18 protein-coding genes are annotated in these 25,283 nt (G+C 59.7%); 11 read left to right on the forward strand and 7 right to left on the reverse strand.

Annotated features, from left to right (window positions below; translation table 11 throughout):
• Positions 1-49: 49 nt before the first annotated feature.
• A complete protein-coding gene (locus RlegSU303_RS27635) occupies positions 50-1,369 on the reverse strand; it encodes an ABC transporter substrate-binding protein (RefSeq protein ID WP_131719888.1) in 1,320 nt (439 codons plus the stop codon).
• Between the two features lie 68 nt (positions 1,370-1,437).
• The gene (locus tag RlegSU303_RS27640; RefSeq protein WP_131719887.1) at positions 1,438-2,901 is read right to left on the reverse strand and encodes an aldehyde dehydrogenase; all 1,464 of its coding nucleotides are present in this window, start codon (positions 2,899-2,901) and stop codon (positions 1,438-1,440) included.
• Positions 2,902-3,139: 238 nt separating this feature from the next.
• Here RlegSU303_RS27640 and RlegSU303_RS27645 point away from each other — a divergent pair, with 238 nt between their 5' ends.
• From RlegSU303_RS27645 to RlegSU303_RS27660, 4 genes are all read left to right on the forward strand, one after another.
• Positions 3,140-4,039 carry a helix-turn-helix transcriptional regulator gene (locus RlegSU303_RS27645; protein ID WP_131719886.1) on the forward strand — a complete coding sequence of 300 codons (900 nt, stop codon included), beginning with the start codon at positions 3,140-3,142 and terminating at the stop codon, positions 4,037-4,039.
• A gap of 479 nt (positions 4,040-4,518) precedes the next feature.
• The gene (locus RlegSU303_RS27650) at positions 4,519-6,660 is read left to right on the forward strand and encodes a hypothetical protein (protein ID WP_131719885.1); all 2,142 of its coding nucleotides are present in this window, start codon (positions 4,519-4,521) and stop codon (positions 6,658-6,660) included.
• A gap of 109 nt (positions 6,661-6,769) precedes the next feature.
• A complete protein-coding gene (locus tag RlegSU303_RS27655; protein WP_165507535.1) occupies positions 6,770-7,756 on the forward strand; it encodes a DUF2971 domain-containing protein in 987 nt (328 codons plus the stop codon).
• Between the two features lie 9 nt (positions 7,757-7,765).
• Complete coding sequence (locus RlegSU303_RS27660) at positions 7,766-8,698, forward strand: hypothetical protein (RefSeq protein WP_131719883.1); 933 nt, start codon at positions 7,766-7,768, stop codon at positions 8,696-8,698.
• A 216-nt stretch (positions 8,699-8,914) separates the two neighbouring features.
• Here RlegSU303_RS27660 and RlegSU303_RS27665 read toward each other — a convergent pair whose 3' ends face one another.
• From RlegSU303_RS27665 to RlegSU303_RS27675, 3 genes are all read right to left on the reverse strand, one after another.
• On the reverse strand, positions 8,915-10,321 hold the full coding sequence (locus RlegSU303_RS27665) for an adenylate/guanylate cyclase domain-containing protein (RefSeq protein WP_131719882.1): 1,407 nt from the start codon (positions 10,319-10,321) through the stop codon (positions 8,915-8,917).
• A 123-nt stretch (positions 10,322-10,444) separates the two neighbouring features.
• On the reverse strand, positions 10,445-10,930 hold the full coding sequence (locus RlegSU303_RS27670) for a MarR family winged helix-turn-helix transcriptional regulator (RefSeq protein ID WP_131719881.1): 486 nt from the start codon (positions 10,928-10,930) through the stop codon (positions 10,445-10,447).
• 427 nt (positions 10,931-11,357) lie between these two features.
• On the reverse strand, positions 11,358-11,786 hold the full coding sequence (locus RlegSU303_RS27675; protein ID WP_131719880.1) for a DUF805 domain-containing protein: 429 nt from the start codon (positions 11,784-11,786) through the stop codon (positions 11,358-11,360).
• Between the two features lie 276 nt (positions 11,787-12,062).
• Between RlegSU303_RS27675 and RlegSU303_RS27680 the strand changes: the two genes are divergently transcribed.
• The 7 genes from RlegSU303_RS27680 (at position 12,063) to RlegSU303_RS27710 (ending at position 22,130) form a co-directional block, all read left to right on the forward strand.
• Positions 12,063-13,649 (forward strand): AMP-binding protein, encoded by a 1,587-nt coding sequence (locus RlegSU303_RS27680; protein ID WP_131719879.1) that lies wholly within the window; start codon positions 12,063-12,065, stop codon positions 13,647-13,649.
• A 41-nt stretch (positions 13,650-13,690) separates the two neighbouring features.
• Positions 13,691-14,515 carry a p-hydroxycinnamoyl CoA hydratase/lyase gene (locus tag RlegSU303_RS27685; RefSeq protein ID WP_131719878.1) on the forward strand — a complete coding sequence of 275 codons (825 nt, stop codon included), beginning with the start codon at positions 13,691-13,693 and terminating at the stop codon, positions 14,513-14,515.
• 38 nt (positions 14,516-14,553) lie between these two features.
• Positions 14,554-15,660 carry an NAD(P)-dependent alcohol dehydrogenase gene (locus RlegSU303_RS27690; RefSeq protein WP_231283876.1) on the forward strand — a complete coding sequence of 369 codons (1,107 nt, stop codon included), beginning with the start codon at positions 14,554-14,556 and terminating at the stop codon, positions 15,658-15,660.
• A 21-nt stretch (positions 15,661-15,681) separates the two neighbouring features.
• Positions 15,682-17,121, forward strand: coding sequence for a coniferyl aldehyde dehydrogenase (locus RlegSU303_RS27695; RefSeq protein ID WP_131719876.1), 1,440 nt, complete (start codon positions 15,682-15,684; stop codon positions 17,119-17,121).
• Positions 17,122-17,549: 428 nt separating this feature from the next.
• Positions 17,550-19,478 (forward strand): diguanylate cyclase, encoded by a 1,929-nt coding sequence (locus RlegSU303_RS27700; protein ID WP_131627631.1) that lies wholly within the window; start codon positions 17,550-17,552, stop codon positions 19,476-19,478.
• 76 nt (positions 19,479-19,554) lie between these two features.
• Positions 19,555-21,849: an FdhF/YdeP family oxidoreductase gene (locus RlegSU303_RS27705; protein WP_131719875.1), complete on the forward strand. Its 2,295-nt coding sequence runs from the start codon at positions 19,555-19,557 to the stop codon at positions 21,847-21,849.
• The gene (locus RlegSU303_RS27710; protein WP_131627627.1) at positions 21,846-22,130 is read left to right on the forward strand and encodes a hypothetical protein; all 285 of its coding nucleotides are present in this window, start codon (positions 21,846-21,848) and stop codon (positions 22,128-22,130) included. Before RlegSU303_RS27705 ends, RlegSU303_RS27710 begins: the two co-directional genes overlap by 4 nt.
• Before the next feature lie 53 nt (positions 22,131-22,183).
• On the opposite strand, the gene RlegSU303_RS27715 is transcribed toward RlegSU303_RS27710, so the two are convergent.
• Entirely contained in the window at positions 22,184-23,182 is a 999-nt protein-coding gene (locus RlegSU303_RS27715; RefSeq protein WP_131643333.1) for an AraC family transcriptional regulator, read from the reverse strand.
• Between the two features lie 1,017 nt (positions 23,183-24,199).
• The gene (locus tag RlegSU303_RS27720) at positions 24,200-25,204 is read right to left on the reverse strand and encodes an Ldh family oxidoreductase (RefSeq protein WP_131643332.1); all 1,005 of its coding nucleotides are present in this window, start codon (positions 25,202-25,204) and stop codon (positions 24,200-24,202) included.
• Positions 25,205-25,283: the final 79 nt, after the last annotated feature.

Genomic DNA, 25,283 nt, shown 5'->3' on the forward strand with positions numbered 1-25,283 from the left:
GAGAAAGGCTCCCCCCGGCCGTCTTAGCGCTTCCTGTCGCTGCACTTGGTTATCCATTGTATGCGGTGAGCTTGGCGCCGACCGGGACATTGGAGTCGGTGGCGTTTTCGGTGACGACATAGTCGAGCGCGAATTTCGAGCCCTCCGGCGCTTTCACCCATTGCGTGCCGATGATCGGTCCGGGAGAGACGTTGGCGACGGGGCCGCTGGTGAAATCGACCTTGCCGGCGATCGTGGTGGTCTTCAGCGTGCTGATCGCCTTGGCGACGGCCTCCTTGCTCTTGACGTCTGTGCTGGCCTTCAGCGCTTCGAAGCCGGCGTCGAGAAGCGCAAGGCTGGCGCCGAGCTGCTGCGTCCACTGCTTGCCGCTTGCCGTCTCATAGCCGTCGGCGAGTTCGGTTCCCGATACGCCAGTCAGCGTGGATTTATAGGGGAAGGCCTTATGCCAGTAGGCAGCACTGCCGATGTTCAGGCCAAGGTCGCCGAGCGCCTCGATGTCGGAGGGAAACAGGCCGGTCTTGGCGATCTGGCAGATCTTGATCTGCTGGGTAAGGCCCTGCTGCGCGGCCTGACGCCAGAAGGCGGCGAAGTCGGGCGGTATCGGGAACGAATTGAAGATCTCCACGCCCTCCTGCCTGAAGAGAGCGATCTGCGCGGTAAAGTCGGTGGTTCCGGTTTCATAGGCTCCGGGATCGACGATGGTGAAGCCCGCCTTGGAAAGCGCCGGCGCCAGATGGGTGCGGATCGCATTGCCGTCGGCGTCGTTGGGATACATGACGCCGACCTTCTTGTTGGTCTCGAGCAGGTTCCACTGCGAAACATAGGCCTTGTGGAACTCTTCGACGCCGAAGCCGAAATGGTAAGTCCACTTGAACGGCGAGGGCGCGCCCGGCTTGGCGCCGCGGCCGAAATACCAGGCTTCCCAGGGCATGACCGTCGAGAGGCAGGGAATGCCGGCCGCTTCGCAGGCATCGGCCACCGGGTTGATGGTTTCGGGCGTCGAGACGGCGAGCATCAGGTCGATCGCCTGGTTGTTGATCAGGTCCTTCGCCAACTGGCCGGCACGCGAGGGATCGGACTGGGTGTCCTGGTCGAGGATCTCAACCTTCCAGGTCTTGCCGCCTGCCTGCAGGCCGTTAGCCAGCGCCTTGCGCGCCAGCTCCAGCACATAACCGTCCGTCTCGCCGAAGCCGCCGAGAGGGCCGGTGCGCGGGCTGATGAAGCCGACCTTCAGCGTATCGCCGCTCTGAGCGAAGGCCGTGCGGCCGGAAAGCGCCAGCGCCGCACCACCCGCCACGGTCGATGCGATGAAAGAGCGGCGGCTCAGAGATGCCGCGTTGAATTTTCCGCTGCGGAAAATGCCGTTCATGAAATCATTCCTCCCTCTTGATCGGGCCTCCCAGCCCGTTCCCATTGTTCATGTCGGCCGATCTCAATTCAGATCGGGTAGTGCCGTTTTCCCGAGGCCATGGTGATCCATCTGAGCTCGGTGAATTCATCGATCGCGGCCTTGCCGCCGAAGCGGCCGTAGCCGCTTGATTTGACGCCGCCGAAGGGCATTTGCGGTTCGTCGGAGACGGTCGCCTCGTTGATGTGGCAGATGCCGGATTCGAGCCGCATGGCGACGGCAAGTGCCGCATTGACGTCGGCGCTGAAGACGGCGGCCGACAGCCCGTATTCGTTGTCGTTGGCAACCGTCACGGCCTCGTCGACGCTGCCGACGCGGACGATCGCCGCGACCGGTCCAAAGCTTTCCTCGCGGTAGATGCGCATGGCAGGCGTCACGTGATCGATGACGGTCGCGTCCATCAGCGTGCCGTTGGCCTGGCCGCCGCAGACGAGGACCGCGCCCTTCTGCAGGGCATCGTCGACGAGTGACCGGACGCGGCGGACGGCCTCAGTGTTGATCAGCGTTCCGAGCGGCGTGTTGCCGTCCTTAGGGTTGCCGGCGACGAGGGTTGCGGCTTTCGTGCGAAACTTGCCGACGAAGCCGTCGGCGATCTCGTCCATCAGGATGATCCGCTCGGTGGACATGCAGATCTGGCCCTGGTTCATGAAGGCGCCGAAGGCGGCAGCACGCACGGCCTCGTCGATATCGGCGTCGGCAAGGACGATGAACGGCGCCTTGCCGCCGAGTTCGAGCAGGCAGCGCTTGAGATGCTTTGCCGCGGATTCGGCAATGATCCTGCCGACACGGGTGGAGCCGGTGAAATTGATGCGGCGGACGGCCGGATGGGCGATCAGCGCATCAACGACGGCGGCAGCATCGCTCGGCGCATTGGAAACGACATTGACGACGCCGCGCGGAAAACCGGCGTCACGCAGGACGTCGCCGATCAGGCCATGGGTCTTCGGGCAGAGTTCGGAGGCCTTGAGGACGACGGTGTTGCCGCAGGCAAGCGGCATGGCGACGGCGCGCGTGCCGAGGATAACAGGCGCATTCCAGGGGGCAATGCCGACGCAGACGCCTGCCGGCTGGCGGACCGCCATGGCAAGGCTTCCGGGAATGCCGGAAGGAATGAGCTCGCCGGATATTTGCGTGGTCATTGCCGCCGCCTCTCGAAGAATATCCGCGCCGAGCCGGCAATTGATCGCCGCCCATTGCGCGGTGGCGCCGGTTTCGCCGGTCATGGCGGCAACGAGTTCGGATGTGCGGGCCTCCAGGATGTCGGCTGCGGCATTCAGAAGCCTGCGCCGCTCGCCCGGGCCGGTCTGCGACCAGTCCGGAAAGGCTGCTGCTGCCGCATTGGCTGCCCTCGTCATGTCGGCAACGGATCCTGCCGAAGCGATCGTTGCGACGTCGCCGGTCAACGGATCGATGCGTTCGAAGGTGGTCCCTTCGGAAGCATCCATCGCCTCGTTGTTGATCATCAGCTGTGCCGAAAACACTGTTCCACCCATTCCCAACGCGTTGGTTCCGCGTGATGACGCTTGCATTGTTGCCATGGGAGAAAACGAGCGGACGCGGCGCCACGAGGGCGGCCTGACCGTTCCTGCATCTGTTGAAGTGCCTCCTCCCAAAGGCTGATGGAGAAAAGGTTACGCCGATCTGGCGCGGATGGAATGCGATTTATTGGGTTAATATTGTAATTATCCGGTGATATCAGCATTGTTTGACTTGGGGGATGGAGGAGAAGCGTTGGCGACGGACGGAGGGATTCATCATTATGCCAGGGGCGAGTGGCACGCTCCGTCGCTGTCGCACCGTCGCATCCGTTTCCAAAAAGGGCTGTATGCCGATTTCCACCATTTCCTTCTGCTCGGGGAGGGGAGTGGCGAGCTTCATTTCGACAATGGCGAACATCGACCGCTGCACGGACCGCTGCTTGCCTTCCTGCCGCCGCAGGCGCGGTGCGATCTGTCGATATCTGCCGGAACCGCGGCTCATCTGGTCGGCGCTTCGCCGCAGATCATGGTCGATGCGATCGGCGACAAGATGGAATCCTATTCGCTGCGCATCTTCACCGAACAGCGCAAGCTGGTCGAGGCATTGGATCCCTTGACGGTCACTGAAATCAGCCCGCTGATCTCGGGCTTCGTGCGGGAACTGGGCGATCCCTCCCGCTCCTCCTGGATGGTCGCCTCCGCTTATATCAGGCTCATTCTGATGGCGCTGTGGCGCGGCTCCGATGGCGAAAGAAGCGAGCAGCGCGGGCAGGGCGAAGTGGGATCGATCCTGCAGAGATATCGGCAACTCGTCGAGGCCGGTTTCCGCCAGCACCGGCCGATCAGCGATTATGCTGCGGAACTGGGCGTCACGGCCGACCGGCTGCATTCCACCTGCCAAAGGGCGCTCGGCCGCTCGCCGATCCAGCTCCTGCACGAGCGCGTGGTGCAGGAGGCAAAGCTCAGATTGGAGCGATCCGCCCGCAATATCCAGGAAATCTCCGACAGCCTCGGCTTTCGCGACCCGACCTATTTCAGCCATTTCTTCAAACGCAAGACCGGCCTTTCGCCCGCCGGCTACCGCGAAATCGCCCGCGCTTCGGCCGGCTCGGAAAACAGCATGCTGTCCTCGGGCTATGCAGATTGGCCTTAGGCTCCGGGCTTATTGGTCAAAGTTGGAAATTGCCGGTCTTGAGTCACGAATCATGCTGCCGGAATCCCAAGCGGCCTAGGACTGCAATGCGAAGGCGTTCAGATAACCACGACCATAGAGGTCCGTACGCTGAAGGTGTTGCCCAAACAGAGCATTTAACCCAATCGGACATGCAAACCGTATAAGCCTGCTATGTACGCAAAGCTCCTATTCCCCGGCCTTATACCGTCTATGTCGTAAGGCTGGCGCGGAAAGGTCGTGCGCATTGCCGGGAGGGGATTTGGGCGCGTCGAACTAGTCGCATCTCAGTGGGAAACGGCTACGCGAAGGGGCTTAAATACCCCTCGAAAAAATTTGTCGTTTTGAAAGTCCCTCGATTCCCGAAGAAATTCTCTTGTGTAAAAATACAGTTATTACCAATCTCTGGTTGAGTTTTACGCCGTTGCGGCTCAAGCTCAGAGGTGAAGGCTACTGCGTGGATGACATCACGCAGGGACGAGCAATTAATAGGGACCAATATGGCAGGTATTATTCAGCATGAGATTCCACAATTATTTCAGCGCGGTTTTTTAATACCTGAGACTGGTGATGCAGAACGGGTGTTTGTATTTCGGCGCGGCGGTAAGTCGTATCCGTCTCATATTAATAGATCAGGCGCAGAGAGGTACTTCTATTCACAACCTTCGCTCGCTGGCGAACGAACACTTGACGATGAAATTACCGATTATGAAAGTAGATTGGCAAGGCTAGTGGCGCAACTGCGCTCCCTTTCTGCAGGAGCAAATGCTGATGCCACAATAGCTGCCGAGGTTATCGCACATCTCACGACCAGAAACGCTCATTTGCGCGGGACTTTAGTCCACGGCTTTGATGGCCTTGCACGAGGTGCAATTGAGGTCTTTGGCAATGAAGCCAATTTGCGTGGGCTATTTGGAATTCAAACGCCGCAAATTTCTGACACGTTTCGCGCCAGGATTGGTGAAATATTCAGCAAACAGCCGGCTGTACAGATGTCTGGTATACCGCTTGAGTTGCTGGAACGGTTTGCCTTTGCCGCATTGCGGGAAGGGCTCTCCCCTTTTTTTGAGCAACAGTTGCCCTTCCTCCAACAAGCCATTCAAACTCTATCAATCGAGGCACCAGCGAATGCTCGCGATGCCCACAATAGGGTACTTGAAGGAGCGCCTGCGCCGGTAGCACGTATTAATGCACTTAGCACATTGGTCTGGCGAACCCACGAAACGGCATTCAATGTGATCTTACCAGATTGCGTCGCCATATCGAGGGATCGAGACGGGCAATATCATCCACTGATGATGGCCCCCTTTGATGGCATCCAAGAGGTATATCTTCCTCTCACATCTCGAAAAATTCTGGTCGGTTCACATGAAAAGGATAGCCACGATATTGGCATAAGCATGTTTAACGGTGCTGCTGCCGGGTGCAGTCATGCTTACTTTATCAGTGGTTCTAATTGTCCGGAAATTACCTCGTTGACGGAATCAATTGGAATACGGTCAGTCGGCGTAATTGATGCTGCCATTTCGGACGCTCTTTCGAGCTATAGTCATGAGGACGTGCGCGAGGCATCTACCCATGCCATCTTTGGTGAGCGCAGTTTAAAGGCTTCCTTGCACATTTCTGTTAATTTCACTGGGGCGTTTGAGCAGGAGGACGTGCACCATATCTCTGCGGCTCTTTCTGAGGTTTTAGCGAGCGCAATTTGGACGATACCCTTGGAGCGATTGGATGGGATTACGTTTGCCGATGACTATGCTGCGGCTCTTCACGAATTGGATCGTGGGATGCCGGATGCCCCTCCTATCAGCACTAAGGATGACGAAGGTGGTGTAGGTGTCGCGCAGGCGCCGATGGTCATTCGAGATGGTGTGATAAAATGCCATATCGTATTGAGAGGGCTTATTGGTCGTATGCTAATCAGCGAGGACGATGCCGACCGGTATCATGCTCAATACGTCGTTGCGCACGAACTTGCACATGCCGGATTTACGCAAGTAATCGACGAGACGTTGCCGGGCGTTTTGCTAACTCCAATACAGAATTCGATGGATGGGGACTTACACAGGATCACCTATGCTGCGTGGAACGGATACTTTGCTGCCCGTGCCAGCGCTAATTTCGCTAAACGCCGCCTTGCAGACATTCAATCTTTGCTGTTGGCAGGCATCACCGAAGCGTTCATCGATATACCTGAGGCGAGGCTGGCTTATCGCGACCATGCCGATTTGAATATCCTCATGGCGATAGCTAGTTCAAAGATTGCTTTCGTTCTTGAATGGGCAGGAAATCTTTTAGGGCATGCGGCAGGGGCAGAGTGTAGCGCGCTAGAGAGCAACCGTGCACTTGAGGAAGAACTGGCTCACCGAGAGCTGCGGGCATGGCTGGAGGACTTCGGGCGAGACCTTGAGTACCTATGGGATCGGCGTGGACGGTGGGCATCCTATGATGAGTTTTTGGCAATCAATCGACATGCTGAGCGCCTCTTGTGGTGTTTTGGAATTGTGCCATGGACAACGCCGGATGGAATTTACCGAATAGAAGTTCCAATATCGACAGACGCGGAAGTTCTTATGAGGCGGCTGCCTGAAAGCGACCTTTGAAATGGCATGACGCCGACATCAACGAGAAGTTATCCAACTTAGATTTGCGCGGCCGTAACGGCCAATCTGCATGTTTCAATGTGCAGCCTTTAACAAACATGGAACCGACATGCTTTCGTCAATATTGGAAAACATTTCGCTCTCTGCCGACGACATCCGCAACTTTCAGATATTTTATCCGTATGCGCTCGGTAAAACGCTAGAGGCACTGACTTCAGGACATTCGTTTGTTCATTACTGCAGTAGCACTGCAGCTGCATCCATGATCCAGCATCAGCAGGTGTGGATGAGAAATGCTACGTGGATGAACGACAGCTCAGAGATAGCACATGGCAAAGCCTGCTTGGCTGGCGCTTTGGAGAGCGACGCCGCAGCCGAGCTAGCGACAGTATTAGATGGCTGCTTTACGGGTCTCACCGATCATCTGTTAGAAGTTCTGAACTCTTGGATACCGCACTTCGAACAAGAAACGTACATAACTTGCTTAACAGAGCAATTGCCAGATGAAGAACAAATGGGACGACTATCTATGTGGCGAGCCTACGGCGCTGGATCAAATCCAGTGGCGTTCGTCGTGAACAGCGGACCATTCCTTCGCCCCTCCGATGCGCTGGATGCTTACACCAGCCCGGTAGCCTATCTTTCGCCCGCTCAGTTTATTGAGCGATACACACAGGTTGCCAAAAATATTGTCGACAATATCGAGTATTTACAAGAGCGGGGTCGCGACCATGTATTCGCTCACCTCTTTGCCGCCTACCGACATGCAATCATATGTACGAAGCACCCAAGCTTTCACGAAGAGCGTGAATGGCGGATTATCTACCAGCCAACATTTCAGCAATCCAAGCGACTCCTGCCAGATCGTGTTACAATAGCAGGATCACCCCAGCGCATATTCAAGATACCAATGATCGATGTTCCGGAAGATGGCTTTTACGGTGCAACGTTGCCTGATCTTTTTCAGAGACTGCTTATCGGCCCGAGCAATACTGCGGCACAATCGAAGCGCGAATTCATTCAGCTTCTTCACGAAAATGGCGTTCCGGATGCCGCCCTAAAGGTCGAAGTCTCTGACGTTCCATTGCGCGTGTGAGACTGGCCGATGCCTATCCAGTGTTCTAATTGGCGGCTTTTCCACGCTTACTCAAGGCATGAACCCAACCAAACTTCGGAGCCGCCGGTAAATGTCTTCAACGCGATGGCGCTTCTGTCTTCAACCGAGAGGAATGAAATTGATGAAGCTTCAAAGATAGTCCGAGCGGCTCATTCCTCTCTTCACATCGCCAGAGCGGTTATAACTAATCGCGACGATCTCCTTGATCTGATAGTGAAAATCGGCGCGACATTTCTTGATGATCCGCAAGCGTTCAGTGACGGTCTCAACGAACCGCTTGCCGAACTCTCCTGCAAGATTTTAAATCTCTGTGCTTCTTTTCGCTCTTATCTTGAGCATCAAGAAACGCATCTCAAAAAGCAGATTGGCCGAAGCTCACCAGCTTGGATCGCTTGGCGAAGCTTTCTCACTCAAATTGAGCGTGATAACAAATACTACGCACTGATTTACGGGTTGCGCAACTACATACAGCATGTCGATATGCCACCTTTGCACCTGAGCCTGCACAGCGGTCGTGCTGAAGAGGTTACCCTGTCAGTGGATTTGATGGCGGAAAGCTTACTGATACCAACCGCGCAATGGTCGTCAGAAATGCGCGACTTCATCAATTCATACGGCGCCCGCATCTCACTATGGGAAGCTCTGAAGGGTTGGGACCAAGCCTTTCGTCTGATCCTAGAAAAAGGCACTGAGTTCCGTATCCGGCCTGCGAGATCAGCGGCCGAGTTCATCTTAAACGTGCGCTGTAGGTATAACGTGCCAGACTACGGCATGCTAGGAATTGCGCTTGAACCTGCTCCGAAAGACGATGGCAGTATCACAATCAACATTAGCTGGGTTGAGGAGCGCGCGGCAGCCGCCCTTGTTGAGTTGCTCGGTACCGACGTAAACGGTCTGCATACAGCTGCTCTTGATGGATAGACGCAGCGAGTTGGTGGCAACCCAAGCATGTTGGCTTGCACGCAATGTCTTACGTAGGCGGCACCATTTCACGCTTTCGTATTTCCTGTCCGTATTGAGATCTTACGCCTCAGCTTCACGCTGGGGGACATTGTGCCCCTTGTTATCCTGGAAGCCCAGTTTCTAAGGCTAGCGGAAACTGCTACCGCTGGCTCGACTCCGAAGAGCAGACCAACCTCACGACAGCGCAAAAATCCTTACCTCTCTCCCGATGCCCTGAAGCTCCGCCATCCGGGAAGCCGAGGTGATGCCGCTGTCGCGGAGGATCTCTGAAACCTGGGCATCCTCGACGATCGCCTCCGTCGTCATGATCACATTGGGATCGGCAAGGCCCTGGACGCGCGACGCGATATTGACGGTCTGGCCGAAGTAGTCCTGCCGGTCGTTCAGGTTGACTGCGAGGCATGGTCCCTCATGGATGCCGATCTTCAGGAGAAGATCGTCGCTGCCGTGTTCGGCATTCAGTCGAAGCATCGCCTCGCGCATCTTGAGTGCGGCCGCCACGGCGCGGTCCGGGCTCGGAAAGGTCGCCATCACGGCATCGCCTATGGTCTTGACGACCGCTCCGGCCTCTGTGGCGACGATTTCGTGAAGAACCCGGAAATGCGCGCGCACCAGATCGAAAGCGGCAAGATCTCCGACGCGCTCGTAAAGCGCGGTCGAGCCCCTCAAGTCGGTGAAGAGGAAGGTCAGGCTGGTGATCTTGAGGCGCTGGTCGACGTCGAGTGTGTCGGTCCGGTAGATGTCGCGGAAGCTCTGGTTCGTCAGCAGACGCTTGGCTGTCAGAAAAGGCCGCCTGCGGCCCAGCAGGTCGTGCAGCTCGTCGCCTGCGATGCAAACGTTCGGCACCACCCTGCGATCGGTGTGGTTTTCGAGCGTCAGCCGCAGTGAGCCAGGACGCAGGGTCAGCGTTTCGTTCAGCGCATGCGTCCGACTGATGATCATCGAGAGGGTTTGACGTTCGTCGGTGGGCTCACCCTGCACGTCGATGAACTGCGCCGAGTGTGTTACCGGATCGAAGATGATGACGAACTGCGCCGGCAGCTGCAGGGAGACGAAAGCCTTCTCGCCCGGAGCCAACTCGATCATCTCCAGCTGGATGCGCGAAAACCTCGCTTCGAGATCGTCAGGCAGGTCGACCCCGGAGCTGAAGAAGATCTGGCGGTAGTATTCGAGCGGCGGCAACCGATCGGGATCGTGACCGGCAATCCTGCGCACGCGCGGGCTGACCGTAAACGTGACCTCGACCATCTCGTCGAGGGTCGGCTCGTATCCGGCCGCGCAGAGCGCGCAATGGTACGTCTCGTGGACGACGGTTTTGAGGGTTGCGCCGCTGTCGAGGACGCCGCCGCATCCCGGGCAAAGCACATTCCATGTCATCTCGAATGCGCCTATGCGGGCTGCATGGAGAAACGCAGCGATGGTTTTCTCTTCATCGAGATGGTGCTTATCGGCGAAAGCGAGTGCATTGATGCGATTGAGCTCGCGATCCGAGCCATGCATGACGACGTTCTCGATGCACTCGACCGTCCGCGGGTCAGCTGCCTGTCGCAGGGAGGCAAAAAGGACGTCCACTTCGCTCATTAGACAAGTCTCCGTGTGCAGAACCCACGGCGGACGACGCCAGGATGGGGATCATAACACGGGGGTTACCCAATAGAAATCTAAAGGCTTGGATGCTGCTTGCTTCCCAAGCGAAGGCGGGTTTCAGTTCCCCTTGTATATCCGCTTCAGCGCCGTCAGCAACGCTTCCAGTTCGTCGCGCGAAAAGAGCTCGATGAAACGCTGCTCATGCTTGTCGATCAGCTCACGCGCCCGTGCGAGCATTGCGCGTCCCGCCTTCGTCAGATGAAGTTCCTGGCGGCGGCGGTCGGCCGCGGAGGGACGGCGTTCGATGAAGTCGCGCGCTGCCAGTCGGTTGACGAGGGCCATCATCGTCGCCCGGTCCGTGCCGAGCGTATTGGCAAGGTCGATCTGCGATGCGCCCGGATTGCCGGCGACGAGTTCCATCACCGCCAGCTGCTTCTGCGTCAGCGCCAGTTCCTCCACGGTTTCGGCGAAGTCGCGATAAACAGCGACATGGGCCATGCGCAGATGAAATCCCAGCAGGTCCCCAAGCCGGCCGACGTCGAGGCCCGGTGTCACGGGCGCATCTTCGCCCTCGAAATCGTCCTGCGGTGATTTTATCGCCATCGTTCGTTCTCGCCTCGTCCAGGCGCCATAACCATCAAAATCAGCGGGTTAGTCAATATCCGTAGAAGGCTTATCCCGTTCGTACCGTGCGGACGAAAATTCACTTCGGACTTCGCCAACGATTTCGCCTGCGATGAGTACCTGGGCAAAGAACCGGTGGCGGAGCGGGTTTAATGCCCGAAGTGCAACGGCAACCGCGCTTCAATACGCTTCGAGAACGGCTGCGACATCTTCGATGCCCTCGATGATATCCGTCGGGAGGAGCGCAGCACACGCCGATACGCCCACCCGCCGAGTCTTTCGGCTAAAGAAATCGCTGCCGGTTACCTGCGCCACATCCCAAATCTTCGGAACCGGGTAGCAATGCGGCCGCTTGATCTCCGCAACGCTGGGGTTGCTCGCGGCGGCCATTATCCGCCGAGTAAATCTAAGCGGGCGCTCCGGCGGAGCCGGGCACTTCGCCAAACCTGTTAGGATTCTTCGAGCCAGGAGTGAGGATGATTGCAAGATGGACCGCCAGCAGAAAGATGCCCATGAGAATTGTCGCGGTCAGGGAGCCAACCGCCTCGTAATGGCCGTAGACCAAGTGAAGCACTAAGACTGAAGCGGTCCACCAGCCACTCTGATCGAAGTCATGCAGTCGTCTCACCATCAGGCAGAGGCTGGCGATGATAGCCAGCACATAGGTTAGGGCGATTAACCCCTGAACTATTGAAAACGCCTGCCGAGTTCCGACCAGCGTCAGTAGGCGAGTGAGCACGAAAACCGCGGCCGCCGCGATAGCGATGACTGCCACGCTAAACAGGAAATAGCGAAGACGACCAAGCCTACCCTGTAACGAGAATGTTTTCAGCATTGTACCCCCGCAACTGATCGAGAAAACACTCTCGTGCTCATAGTTAGACGGTTGCATTGAAGCAGCGTCAAACGGCAATTGAAAGACTTAACACAGGCAGTGTTTTTGGCGAGGAGCGGCTCTTCCGCATCAAGAAGGAGTTCCAGACATCGCGACCTCTAAGGAGGTCGGTAAACCTTAAACAGCCTCTTGCATCCTGCCGGGAAAAGATATTAGTATGTGTTGCATACAAATTTGATGCCTGCCGCGGAGGAGTGGCGGGCATGGGAGGAGAAAATGGCGCATTCCATTTCCGGGATGGCTTCGTCGGCGGATTGCGGACTGGTGACGGATGATCCGATCCTTTACCGCGCCCGCGTCGCACCGGACCGTGTGGCTCTGTTTGAAATCGCTACCGGCCAGCAACTTACTTATGCCGACCTCGATGCGCGGATCGCCCGCTGCGGCGGCCTCCTGAGCGATGTGCTCGGAGCGCGCCGCGACGGGGCGCGTGTCGCCATGCTGGCGCGCAATTCCGTAGATTCGATCGTGCTTGCCTTCGCCTGCCAGCGTGCCGGCGCCATCTACGTGCCGCTCAACTGGCGCCTCAACGCCGCCGAGCTTCGGCCGATCCTTGCCGATTGCGCGCCGGTTCTGCTCGTTCACGACGAGGAGTTCGCGGCAACCGTCGCCAGCCTTGCGAGCGTCGATCCCGAGATGGCGGTGATATCGACGGCCGACGGCCCGGCCGGGCTCGCCGCGCGTATCGAGGCGAGCCTTCCGGCCGCTCCGCTGCCCGTCGATGCCGACGGACCCTGCGTCCTTCTCTACACCTCGGGCACGACGGGACAGCCGAAAGGTGTCGTCATCACCCGCCGCAACGCCTTCTTCGCCGCGATCAATTTTTCCGTCGTCGGAGAGATCGGGCCAAAATCCGTCGCCCTGTGCGATCTGCCGTTCTTCCACACGATCGGCCTGATCGCGGTGGCGCGAACCACATTGATGCTGGGCGGCACGCTCGTCGTCTCCGATCGCTTCACGCCGGCGCGCACACTCGCAGCCCTTGCCGACCGGCAGCGTGCCATCACCCATTATTTTGCCGTGCCGCAGATCGCGCTCGCCTTGCGCAACGACCCCGCCTATAGCGCCGCGGCGCTCGCCGGCCTGCATGCGCTCTTTGTCGGCGGCGCGCCGCTGACGCAGGCGCTGATCGAAAGCTATCTCGACGACGGCGTTGCGCTGGTCAACGGTTATGGCATGAGCGAGGCCGGAACGGTGCTGCACGTGCCGATCGATCGGCGCGCCGTGCAGGACAATCCCGGCAGCGTCGGTCTTCCGGCACCCTTGCTCGACATTCGCATCGTCGGCGAGGACGGCCGCGAGGTTGATGAAGGCGAGATCGGTGAACTCTGGCTGCGTGGGCCGGCCGTGACGCCGGGCTACTGGAACAAGCCTCAGGAAACCGCTGCCGCCTTCACCGACGGCTGGTACCGCACCGGCGATCTCGGCCGACGCGAAGCGAACGGCTTCTATCGCATCGTCGACCGGCTGAAGGACATGTACATCAGCGGCGGTGAGAATGTTTATCCCGCCGAGGTCGAAGCAGCACTCGCAAGTCATCCCGATATCCTCGACGCCGCGGTCGTCGGCATTCCCGATATCCGCTGGGGCGAATGCGGTGTCGCTTATGTCGTGCTGCGGCCGGGTGCCGTGGCAACGGGCGATGAGATCGCCGGCTATTGCGCGGCAAGGCTCGCCGCCTTCAAGCGTCCGGCCCGCATCCTCTTCATCGAGGCCATTCCCCGCACCGCCTCCGGCAAGGTGCAGAAACATGTCCTGCGCCAGTTCCATTCAGATGAAACCCTTCAACGACAGGCCCTGTGAAGCGGCCCCGGCATTCACGCCGAAACCCATGGAGTAATCTCATGACCGATATGCAATCGCCGGTTCTGGTCGAATTGGACAACGGCATCGCCTTCGTGACCCTCAATCGCCCGGAGAAGCGCAATGCGATGAACCCGGCCCTGAATGCGCGGATGCTCGAGGTGCTCGACGAGCTCGAGGGCGATGAGCGCTGCGGCGTCCTCGTCCTGCGCGGCGCCGGCGAATCCTGGTCGGCCGGTATGGATCTGAAGGAATATTTCCGCGACAATGACGACAAGCCGCGTGACGTCACGCTGAAGGCGCGGCGCCAGTCCGGCAACTGGTGGGGCCGGCTGATGTATTTCGAAAAGCCGACGATCGCCATGGTCAACGGCTGGTGCTTCGGCGGCGCCTTCACGCCGCTCGTTTCCTGCGATCTTGCCATCGCCGCCGAGGAGGCGAATTTCGGCCTTTCCGAGATCAACTGGGGCATTCTGCCGGGCGGCAACGTCACCCGCGCAGTCGCCGAAGTGATGCGCCATCGCGACGCTCTCTATTACATCATGACCGGCGAGTTGTTCGGCGGGCGCAAGGCCGCCGAAATGGGTCTCGTCAACGAGGCGGTGCCGCTGGCGGAGCTTGAAATCCGGGTCCGCAAGATCTGCGCCAGCCTGCTCGAAAAGAACCCGGTGACGCTGAAGGCCGCCAAGGACACCTACAAGCGCGTGCGCAACCTGCCATGGGATCTCGCCGACGATTACATCTACGCCAAGCTGGAGCAGATGCTGTTTCTCGACAAGACCAAGGGGCGCGACGAGGGGCTGAAGCAGTTCCTCGACGACAAGACCTATCAGCCGGGGCTCGGCGCCTATAAGCGCGGCCGCTGATAGCCGTTGACGAGCCGATCATCGGGAGGAGGAAAGCAATGAAAATCCATGCTGCGGTGGCGCGTGCGCCCCATATGCCGTTTTCGCTGGAAAGGCTCGATCTGGAGGAGCCGCGCGAGGGTGAAATCCTGGTTCGCGTCGTGGCAACAGGGGTTTGCCACACCGATATCGTCATGCGTGACCAGCATCTGCCGGTGCCGCAGCCGGTCGTGCTCGGCCATGAAGGCGCCGGCATCGTCGAGCGTGTCGGGCCGGGCGTTGCCAAGGTCAAGCCCGGCGATCATGTGGTCATGACCTTCAATTCCTGCGGTCATTGCCCGAGCTGCAACGATCACGAGGAGACCTATTGCCACGAATTCTTCCCGCGCAACTTCTTCGGTGCGCGCGCCGATGGTTCGAGCGGGCTCTCATGCGAGGGAGAGCGGGTTCACGGCAATATTTTCGGCCAATCCTCCTTTGCCAGCCACGCGCTGTGCCATGAGCGCAATATCGTGAAAGTGCCTGAGGATGCGGATCTGGCGCTGCTCGGGCCGCTCGCTTGCGGCATCCAGACCGGCGCCGGCGCCGTCATGAACGCGCTGAAGGTCGAGCCGGGAAAAGTGCTCGCGGTTTTCGGCATGGGCTCCGTCGGTCTTGCCGCCGTGATGGCGGCGCGGATCGTCGGCGCGTCACGGATCATCGCCGTCGACGTCAACGAGACGCGGCTGGCACTTGCAGCGGAACTCGGTGCGACCGACATCGTCAACGGCAAGGCGAGCGACGCGGTTGCCGCGATCATGGCGCTGACCGGCGCCGGCGTCGATTATTCGATCGATGCCTCCGGCGTGCCCGCCGTCATCGACCAGTGCGTGCGGGTGCTGGCGCCGCGCGGCACCTGCGGCATCGTCGGGGCCTCGCCCCATGGCGCGACGCTGACGCTCGACCTCACCCATATCCTGTCCGGCGGGCGCCGGGTCCGCGGCATCGTCGAGGGCGATTCCAATCCCGACGTGCTGATCCCGTTGCTGATCGACCTGCATCGGCAGGGCCGCTTCCCGTTCGACAGGCTCATCACCTTCTATGATTTCGCCGACATCAACCAGGCCGTGGAGGATTCGGAAAAGGGCATCGTGCTGAAACCGGTCGTGCGCCAGCCGGCCGTCTGACACCGTTCAAGGGAGGAATCAATGAACACCGTCACCCCAATCGCCCCTGATACCAATGCCGATGTCATGAAGGCGCTGCTTGACCGGCAAAGGGCGTCTTTCCTGAGGGAAGGCCCGCCGGGCATCGACACCCGCATCGATCGCATCGACCGCGTCATTGCCCTTCTCGTCGACCATAAGGATGCGATTGCCGCTGCCCTGTCGGAGGATTTCGGCAGCCGCAGCGTCGAGGCGAGCCTGCTTCTCGATGTCTTTACCTGCGTCGGTTCGCTCAAATATGCCAAGGCCCATCTGGCCGAATGGCTGAAGCCCGAGCAGCACGAGGCATTGTTCCCGGACGCAGTGGCCGAAGTGGTCTATCAGCCGAAAGGGGTTGTCGGAATCCTCAGCCCGTGGAATTTCCCTTATCAGCTCGCCCTTGCACCGCTTGCCGGCATTCTCGCCGCCGGCAACCGCGCCATGATCAAGCCGTCGGAGGTAACGCCGGCCTCGGCCGCCTTGATGGCGGAACTCATCGCCGGCGCCTTCGACGAAACGGAAATATCAGTCGTTCAGGGCGGACCGGCGACGGGCACTGCCTTTACATCACTTGCCTTCGACCATCTGATCTTCACCGGCGGAACCGCGATCGCCCATCACGTCATGCGCGCGGCGGCGGAAAACCTGACGCCGCTGACGCTTGAGCTCGGCGGCAAGTCGCCCGTCGTCGTCGGCCGCTCGGCCGACCTCGCCGACGCGGCGCGCCGCGTCATGACCGTCAAGACGCTGAACGCCGGCCAGATCTGCCTGGCGCCGGATCATGTCTATGTGCCCGAGGAAAGCGTCGAGGCCTTTGCCGAACACGCGGTCGCGGCGGTCGGCGCGATGTATCCGGCGCTGAAGGAAAATCCTGATTACACCTCGATCGTCAATGCCCGCCATCTCGCCCGCATCCAGGGCCTGATCGACGATGCCAGGGCCAAGGGCGCGAGGATGGTCGAGATCAATCCGGCGGCAGAGAATTTCTCCCAGCAATCGGCGCACCGCATGCCTCCGACCCTGATCCTCGATCCCACGGAAGACATGCGCGTTCTGCAGGAGGAAATCTTCGGACCCGTACTGCCGGTCCTTCCCTATCGCGATATCGCCGACGTCATCGATCGCATCAATGCCAAGCCGCGCCCGCTCGCTCTCTATTACTTCAGCCAGGATCAGCAGGAGGAGGCCCGCGTCCTCGACAATACGACCTCCGGCGGGGTGACGGTCAACGACTGCATGAGCCACGTCACGGCGGAAGGCCTGCCCTTCGGCGGCGTCGGCCATTCGGGCATGGGTGCCTATCACGGCAAATTCGGCTTCCTCGCCTTCTCACATCCGCGCGCCGTTTACCACCAGAGCAGGATGGTGGAAGCGGAATACATGATGCGGCCGCCTTATGGCGAGGCGATGCGCGGCTTCTTGGCGGCGGCGATCTGCAAGTAGAAGAGAAGTGGCGGACGATGCCATCGGCAACCGCGGCTGCCGATGGCACGGGATGGCTACTCGCAACGAATGGCCCGATCGCGCAGACGTATCCTGATAACGCTATATTGTTTCATTGGGCCAGGTGTCCCGACGCAGAGGATGCCGTTGTTAAATATGCCTTATGCATCGGCTGCTAGCCGTTGAACTCCAGGGCGTAGCGGACATTATGTCTCCTGCCGCCCCTCGGGCATGACCTTTCAATTCCGGTTTCGCCCACTTCTGATGTCGTAAACCTGGCAGCGGGCCTCTCTGCCCATACCTCACCGTCGCGGCGGACGCCCGCTTTCCTGTCGTCGCGTTGCTGGCCACCAGCCTGGAGACGCAACTGCTGACGAATATAGGCTGACGGGTCTGCAGCTTAACGAAGCTCAAACCAGTGTTGCCCTATGATTGGGTCGGTAGATGTATTGGAAGGTGGATCCAACGCGGTGAATGGCATCTGGACGCAATTCGGTGGCAACCTGTCATTCGTGTGCCTGGCGATTTCGCTCTGGGCGCATTTCTCGATCCAATTTCAGAGTCGTTCGGTTATACAGGAAAAAATCGCCTTCGGACTCATAGCCGGCGGTGCCTCCATCGGGTCCATATTGCTGGCCGTCGAAGTCAATCCCGGCATCTATATCGACATGCGCTTTTCGCCGCTTGCTTTGGCGGGCATGTTTGGCGGACCGATCGCAGCGGCTTTTGCCGCGTCGCTGGCAATGGCCTTCCGCTTTGCTGTCGGCGGCACGGCCATGATCGATGGCCTGATCGCAATTGCTGTCGCAACCGGGATTGGCCTGGCTGCAAATGTCTGGATCCGGAAGAGATCTGCCGAGCTCATGGACGTTGCGCTGCTGAGCCTCGCGCTCGGCTTTGCACTTATCGTATTGATGGCGGTGCTTCCCACACTGGTGCACGCCCGCGTATTGGCCATCATCGGTCTGCCGATGACGGTATTAAACTGCCTGGCGACGGCGCTGTGTGGTTTCGTTCTGTTGAAGACGCAGCAATGGGAGCTGGAGCGGAGCATCTTGGTGACCGCGTTTTCGCAGTCGCCCGACTATCTCTACGTGAAGGACAGAAACAGCCGGTTCATCACCGTCAATGAAAATATGAGCCGCCTTTTTCGTTTCAGAACCACGGCGGAGATGACCGGATTGTCGGATTTCAATCTTATATCGCGGCCCCGCGCTGAAGAATTTTATTATCTCGAACAGCAGGTCATGGATACCGGGGTGCCCCTGATCGACTCCGTCGAGCGTATCGAAGACAGATACCTGCTCGCCTCCAAGGTGCCGCTGAAGGATAAGCAGGGACGGGTGATCGGCCTTGCCGGCGTCACGCGTGACGTGACGGAACGGACTGCCCTGGAGCGGGAATTGCGCAAGAGCAAGAACCTGCTGTCACATGCGATGGCCGGCATGTCCGATGGCATCGCCATGTACGACAGCAAGGGTTTTCTGGTTTTTTGCAACGACCAGTATCGCGCCGCCTTTCCGCTATCCGGAGACGCCCGCGTGGTTGGCGCTCATATCAGCGACATCCTTCGCCGCGTTGCCGAAACCGGCGAGCGCACGGGTATCCCGGACGTTGACCGCGAAGAGTGGATCAGGTCCGTCAGTGCTACGTTGCACAGCAACAAGGACGAAGAGGTTCAGCTTCACAACGGCGACTGGCGCAGCATCCGGACAAGGTTAGCGGAAGACGGCACAGCGATGGCCGTTGTCTCCGACATCACGGCGACCAAGCAGGCGGAAATCGCCCTCAGGTTGTCGGCGGAGCAACTGAGGAATCTCGCCGAGACCGATGGGCTCACCGGCATCGTCAATCGCCGGGCTTTCGACGAAGCTTTCGCACGCGAGACCGCAGGCAGCGCCAGGAAAAACACGTCGTTCAGCCTTCTGATGGTCGATATCGACCGCTTCAAGGCCTATAACGACACCTATGGTCACCCCGCCGGAGACCAATGCCTGCGTGTCGTCAGCAAGTGTCTGCGCCAGTCCGTAAGCCGCCCGGCAGATATCGTCGCACGCTACGGCGGAGAGGAATTCGTGGTTCTGCTCCCCGCTACCAGTGCGAAAGGGGCGATAATCGTTGCCGAGCAATTCGCGCGTCTCCTAAGCCAGGAGAATATCGTTCATTCCGGCAGCGAATTCGGCCGGGTGACGGCCAGCATCGGCATATCCTGCGCGACGGGAGCCACCCTGAGGATCGACCCGAGCCGCCTTCTGACCGAGGCCGATGCCGCGCTCTACGACGCCAAGACGCAAGGCCGCAATCGCATCCTGGCACATTCGCCTGAAGAACGGCATGCCATGAAGGACGTAGGCTAGATTCTTGATAGGTTTTTCCTATCGAGCCATCACTCGTGCGCCCTTGATGTTTTCCCCGCTTCGACAATAAGGGCGCATGGACACAAAATTCATTGGTAAAAAATCGGCGGCAGCCGGCGGCTGGGGCGCTTTGAAGAGCTGCGGCAAGCAGTTGCTGCAAAGCGGCATGCCCATTTCAGGGGTGCGGACGATGCTGAAGGCGAACCAGCCGGATGGATTCGATTGCCCGGGCTGCGCCTGGGGCGACCCGGAGCACGGATCGTCGTTCGAGTTCTGCGAGAACGGCGTGAAGGCCGTCGCCTGGGAGGCGACGGAGAAACGGGCAACGCCCGCCTTCTTCGCGGAAAAAACGGTATCGCAGCTTCGCCAGTTGACGGATTATGAACTGGAACTCAATGGCCGCCTCACGCATCCGATGCGCTACGATGCGGCGAGCGACCGTTACCTGCCGGTCGCGTGGGAGGATGCCTTTGCCGAGATCGGCAAGATTCTGACGGGCTTCGATAATCCCAACCGGGCGGAATTCTACACGTCGGGCCGGGCGAGCAACGAGGCCGCCTTCCTGTACCAGCTGTTCGTGCGCGTCTACGGCACCAACAATTTTCCCGACTGCTCCAACATGTGCCACGAGGCGAGCGGCATTGCCATGCGTCAGGCGGTCGGTGTGGGCAAGGGTACCGTCCTGCTGGAGGATTTCGAAGAGGCCGACGCGATCTTCGTGATCGGGCAGAACCCGGGCACCAACCATCCGAGGATGCTCGGCGACTTGCGCCGGGCGGCGATCCGCGGCGCACGCGTCGTCGTCTTCAATCCCATCCGCGAACGCGGCCTGGAGCGCTTCTCCGACCCACAGGACAAGGTCGAGATGCTGCGCGGCGGTTCGACCGATATCGCCAGCCTCTATCTGCAGCCGCAGCTCGGCGGCGACATGGCCGCGGTGCGCGGGATGGCAAAGGCCGTTCTGGCTGCGGAAGACGCAGCGTTCGCCGCCGGTCTGCCCTCCGTTCTCGATCACGCATTTCTCGCCGAACACTGTGCGGGTTTTGCAGAATACCGGGCAGCGGTCGAGGCGACCAGCTGGGCCGAGATCGAGGACCAATCGGGACTGAGCCGGCAGGAGATCGAACGGGCGGCCGATGTCTATATCAACGCTGAGCGGGTCATCTGCACCTGGGCGATGGGTGTGACCCAGCATCTGCATTCCGTGGCGACGATCCGCGAGATCGCCAACTTCATGTTCCTGCGTGGCAATATCGGCCGGCCGGGCGCCGGCCTTTGCCCGGTTCGCGGCCATTCCAACGTGCAGGGCGACCGCACCGTCGGCATCAACGAAAAGCCATCGGATGATTTCCTCGATACGCTGGAGAAGCACTTCCGCTTCACCGTTCCCCGCGAACATGGCCACAATGTCCTTGCCGCGATCGGAGCAATGCTCGACGGCTCGGCTGAGGCCTTCATCGGGCTTGGCGGCAATTTCGCCCGCGCCACGCCCGACAGCGCACTCGTCGAAAAGGCGCTGCGGCGGCTGAAGCTGACAGTGCATATCGCCACCAAGCCCAATCATTCGCATCTCATGCCCGGCGAGACGGCCTTCATCCTGCCGTGCCTCGGGCGCACCGAGATGGATCTGAACGCGGCGGGCAACTCACAGCTCATAAGCGTCGAGGATTCGATGAGCATGGTGCATGGTTCCGCCGGCATCAATCGCCCGGCCTCGCCGCACCTCCTCTCGGAAGTCGCCATCATTGCCGGCATTGCACAGGCGACGGTCGGCTCCGCCGTGGTCAACTGGGCAGAGCTTGCCGGCGACCACGACCGCATCCGCGATCATATCGAGGCGACCATCCCAGGCTTCGAAAACTACAATGCGCGCCTGCGCAAGCCGCGCGGTTTCCACCTGCGCAACCCCGCCGCCCACAGGGAGTGGGATACGCCGGCAGGCAAGGCATCATTTTCTTGCGAAGCGCTTCCGGAGGAGACGGTGCATCAGCGGGCGCGAAAGGGTGAGGGGCGTTTCGCCCTGCAGACGTTCCGGTCGCACGATCAATACAATACGACGGTCTACGGTCTCGATGACCGATACCGCGGCGTCTACGGGGAGCGGCAGGTCATCTTCATTCATCCAGCCGACCTGGAGGCGATGAATGCCGAGGCCGGTGACCGGATCGACGTGGTCGGTGAGCATGATGACGGTATCGAGCGCATCGCTGAGAATTTCCGCTTCGTGCCCTACGACATTCCGCGAGGAAGCATCGCGGGTTATTATCCCGAACTGAACGTGCTCGTGCCGCTCGGCAGCGCAGGTACGGAAAGCGATACGCCCACTTCGAAATCCATCATGGTTTCCTTCCGCCGGCGAAAAACCGCGTGAGCGAAGAGGCCTCCGACGCCGATCGTTTTCTTGCCCTCGTCGCCGCGGCGCAAGGCAGGGATATCAGGCTGACATCCATACAGGCCGGTCTCCTGGTCGCCGCGGAACTGGGGATTGCGCGTGACAGCCGCGCCTTTGCGCGCCTGCTGGGGATTGCGCATTCTCTCGTGCTCAGGGAACTCAGCGACCTGGCGGAACGCGAAGGGGTGCTGCAGATCGTGAAGCGGGATCTAAGGACAATGAGAGTGCATTACACGTTGCCGCCGCCGGACGAGGCGTAAACATCCTTCGTCAGTGTCGGGGACAACTGCCTCTTCACCGCAAGTCGCGGCTGTTATCGACGGATCACGCGTTTCCTGGTGTCGGAGGGGTATTCTCCGTATGTGGTCTTATAGACTGCGGAAAACCGGCCGAAATGAAAGAAGCCCCATTTGAGGCAGATGGCCTTCATGGTCTCCTTGCTCTCGGGATCGAGCAGATCCTGGCGCGCGGCGCGCAGCCGAAGCGTCAGCAGATAGGCGGCGGGAGAGGTTCCCCTGAATGCACGAAAACCGGTTTCGAGCGCCCGGCTGGAGACGCCGGCCGCTTCGGCCACCTTCGTCATGGTGATCGGTTGATCGATATTGGCGTGCATGAATTCGATCGCTCTGCGGACATGCCGGGGCGCGATCAGGGCGGGGCCATTCTCCAGGAAATGCGATAGCCGGTGCGGCACAAGGCGCACGACCAGATCGGCCAGCGCCTGCGTCATATGCGCCATGGCGATCGGCGACTGCAGCAAGGGGCCGTCGTCGCGCATGCCCGAGATGATCATTTCCGTGAGGTTGCCGATCAGCCGGCCTTCCGGCTTCGACAGATCCAGTTCGGGCAGCAGGTCGAGAGAGCCGCTGAACGGCATCTCGAATGTCTGGCCGATCGTCTGCAGAATGACGGGCCAATTGATCAGCAACTCGTCGATGACGTTCGATTGCCCATGCATGATGACGCTGTCGGGCTCGAAATTGTTATAAAGAAGCAGTTTTCCTTGCCCGGCCTCGGCGATGCGGGATCCATAGGTGACGCCCATGCCGCCGCTGCGCGGCACGACAATCGACAGATACTCCGACGTATCGACGGTCGGCTCGATATTGAACTGAAACTCCGCCTCATGATAGCCCGTGAGCAGGACGGCCTTGTCACAGACGGAGAAATCCAGCCCCCAATGGAAGTCCTTGGCGCGGCCGACGGGCTCGGCATCAAATGCGCCAAAAGCGCCGCCCAGCGTTTCGACCATGTTGTCGAAGGACGAACCACTAAATCGAAACGAAAATGGGGGAGGGCTATTTTCAGTCATGCTGCTCCCGTTGTTCGGTGTGGCTGTTTCGACATGCCCTTCTTGACCGCTCTGAGATGCCAGCCTGATGCGCGATGCGCGCGGGTGTCGGATTGGTGCACCTACCTCTGCCAGTCTTGTCAGTCGTCATGCATCCTCCGCTGCAGGGCTTCATCAGGACCAGCAGACGGTCTGGATGAGCGGAGCATGCCTGTATATTAGATGATTATAATTTATAGTGAAGCGGCTTGCCGCCGAGCCGGTGGATTTCCGCGCGGCATCGGCATCGACACCAGCGGCTTTAGGCAGCCGATGCAGTCCGAATGCGGGCGTGGCAGGCGTCAAAAAGACCAACCCGTTGAATGCATTATCGATCGTTCCCATCCAGCGCAGATTTGTCGCCCAGACGACAGGAGCTGACAGAACCCGCCGGAATAGGCAAGACGTCAGGCTGCCGGTTATGGTGACAACCCGCTGATAAAACGATTACGCTAAAGGAATGATTCTACAGCTGTATCCGCCACGCCACAGATTTACCCGCGGCGATCTTGCCGGATGCACATCATCTGAAGTCTATGGAGAACGCCCCATTCGAGAGCCGCGCAGTCGCCTGCCGAAGGTTCTTAGTGGACCGCTTAAAGAGGGCCTTCGGCAGGCGACAGGCACGCAGGCATACGCACGGGATGGAGTGCGTATGTACGATCCCTTCCATCCTGTTGGGGGTGATGGGATGGACGGGCTTGGCTTTGGGACCGCAAACCATCATGGTCTTGGTCGGCTTTCATCTTACTGTTCCTTAGCTATGGAGCAATTGTCGGGTCCCGATATTGTCGGTCAACCGGCTTTTCGTGACGCAGTCTGGACTGATCTTGCGCAAAATGTATATGAACCAGCGCCGCCGAAGCCGCCTGTTCCACGCAATGAACTGTGCGAAGTGGATAGAGATCTTTAGTTTCTCATTGGGCACGAACGATGGGACACGCCGGCATGATGCCGCCGCGCGATGCATTCGGTTCTTTGAGCTGAGCAATGATTTTCTCACTGAAGGCACAAGCGACGGATCGTTTCCAACACGCCGATGTCGACGTCGAGATTATCGGTTTCCACGACGCTTGCGGGCTTCGCTCTGTCCCCGGGGATACGGACTCCCTTGGAACGCAGCCGTTCCAATTGGGCCTTGGCGCGCTCCGGGAAACCTGCATCCACGGCCGCGGGGAAGAGCGCGATCACGGTCATTCCTGCATTCACCGGGTGCTCGCCCGACAGAAAGTGGCCCGCATCGAGCGACCACGCGGCCCCCGAAAGACCCGCGGACAGCATCTCGACGATAAGGGCGATATTGGCGCCCTTATAGCCGCCGAAGGGCAGGAGAGCGCCGAGCATCGCCTTGACCGGATCGGTGGTGATTGCGCCGGTCTCGTCGATGGCAATGCCGTGAGCGATCGGTGACTGTTCCTTTGCCGCCTCGGCAAGAGTTACGAAGGCCGTCGCACTCGTCGCCTGGTCGATGACGAGGGGCGGCAAGGGTTCCGGCAGAGGCACGCCGAAAGCGAGCGGATTGGTGCAGTAGACGCGCTCCCCGCCCTCGGCGGCGGCCATCAAGGCCGGTCCGTTGGCGGCGGCGATGGATATCAACCCGTCCTGAGCGAGACGCCGGACGTAGTATCCCAATTCCCCGGCGGTATAGCTGTTTCTTTGCGTGAGGACGGATATTCCGAAGGTTTTTACGCGTGTCGTGAAGTCGTCGTAAATGAGGTCAAACCCGAGCTGCGCTATGCCGCCGTCCGCGTCGGCCTGGATCAGGGCCGGCAGCACATGGTTGAAGCGGGGCTTGGCGTCTCCGTTGATCCGCCCGTCGCGCAGGCTGGTGAGATAATCGACGAAATGCGGAAAACCGAGCTCAGTGCGCCCGAAGCAGGCGGCCGACAGCGTTGCATCGACGAGCGCCTTCGCCATGGCCGGGCTGCCGCCGCAGGCGAGGCAGGCTTCGAGCGCCAGTTGGCGGAGCTCGTCGATCGGCATTCTCATCTTCTGCCCGGCCATCGCAGCTCCAATGCGGCTCGTCCGCCCTCATGGAAGGCATCGGGTGACGCCATGCGACACCCAGCATCTTCAAGGTCTG

This window comes from Rhizobium sp. SU303, assembly GCF_021052345.1.
GTDB classification, from domain to species: domain Bacteria; phylum Pseudomonadota; class Alphaproteobacteria; order Rhizobiales; family Rhizobiaceae; genus Rhizobium; species Rhizobium laguerreae.

What these genes read in the sequence shown, in the direction of transcription:
- RlegSU303_RS27635 (WP_131719888.1), bottom strand. Translation starts at nt 1,369, where the DNA reads ATGAACGGCATTTTCCGCAGCGGAAAATTCAACGCGGCATCTCTGAGC.
- RlegSU303_RS27640 (WP_131719887.1), bottom strand. Translation starts at nt 2,901, where the DNA reads ATGGGTGGAACAGTGTTTTCGGCACAGCTGATGATCAACAACGAGGCG.
- RlegSU303_RS27650 (WP_131719885.1), top strand. Translation starts at nt 4,519, where the DNA reads ATGACATCACGCAGGGACGAGCAATTAATAGGGACCAATATGGCAGGT.
- RlegSU303_RS27655 (WP_165507535.1), top strand. Translation starts at nt 6,770, where the DNA reads ATGCTTTCGTCAATATTGGAAAACATTTCGCTCTCTGCCGACGACATC.
- RlegSU303_RS27660 (WP_131719883.1), top strand. Translation starts at nt 7,766, where the DNA reads ATGCCTATCCAGTGTTCTAATTGGCGGCTTTTCCACGCTTACTCAAGG.
- RlegSU303_RS27665 (WP_131719882.1), bottom strand. Translation starts at nt 10,321, where the DNA reads ATGAGCGAAGTGGACGTCCTTTTTGCCTCCCTGCGACAGGCAGCTGAC.
- RlegSU303_RS27670 (WP_131719881.1), bottom strand. Translation starts at nt 10,930, where the DNA reads ATGGCGATAAAATCACCGCAGGACGATTTCGAGGGCGAAGATGCGCCC.
- RlegSU303_RS27675 (WP_131719880.1), bottom strand. Translation starts at nt 11,786, where the DNA reads ATGCTGAAAACATTCTCGTTACAGGGTAGGCTTGGTCGTCTTCGCTAT.
- RlegSU303_RS27680 (WP_131719879.1), top strand. Translation starts at nt 12,063, where the DNA reads ATGGCGCATTCCATTTCCGGGATGGCTTCGTCGGCGGATTGCGGACTG.
- RlegSU303_RS27685 (WP_131719878.1), top strand. Translation starts at nt 13,691, where the DNA reads ATGACCGATATGCAATCGCCGGTTCTGGTCGAATTGGACAACGGCATC.
- RlegSU303_RS27690 (WP_231283876.1), top strand. Translation starts at nt 14,554, where the DNA reads ATGAAAATCCATGCTGCGGTGGCGCGTGCGCCCCATATGCCGTTTTCG.
- RlegSU303_RS27695 (WP_131719876.1), top strand. Translation starts at nt 15,682, where the DNA reads ATGAACACCGTCACCCCAATCGCCCCTGATACCAATGCCGATGTCATG.
- RlegSU303_RS27700 (WP_131627631.1), top strand. Translation starts at nt 17,550, where the DNA reads ATGATTGGGTCGGTAGATGTATTGGAAGGTGGATCCAACGCGGTGAAT.
- RlegSU303_RS27705 (WP_131719875.1), top strand. Translation starts at nt 19,555, where the DNA reads ATGGACACAAAATTCATTGGTAAAAAATCGGCGGCAGCCGGCGGCTGG.
- RlegSU303_RS27715 (WP_131643333.1), bottom strand. Translation starts at nt 23,182, where the DNA reads ATGACTGAAAATAGCCCTCCCCCATTTTCGTTTCGATTTAGTGGTTCG.
- RlegSU303_RS27720 (WP_131643332.1), bottom strand. Translation starts at nt 25,204, where the DNA reads ATGGCCGGGCAGAAGATGAGAATGCCGATCGACGAGCTCCGCCAACTG.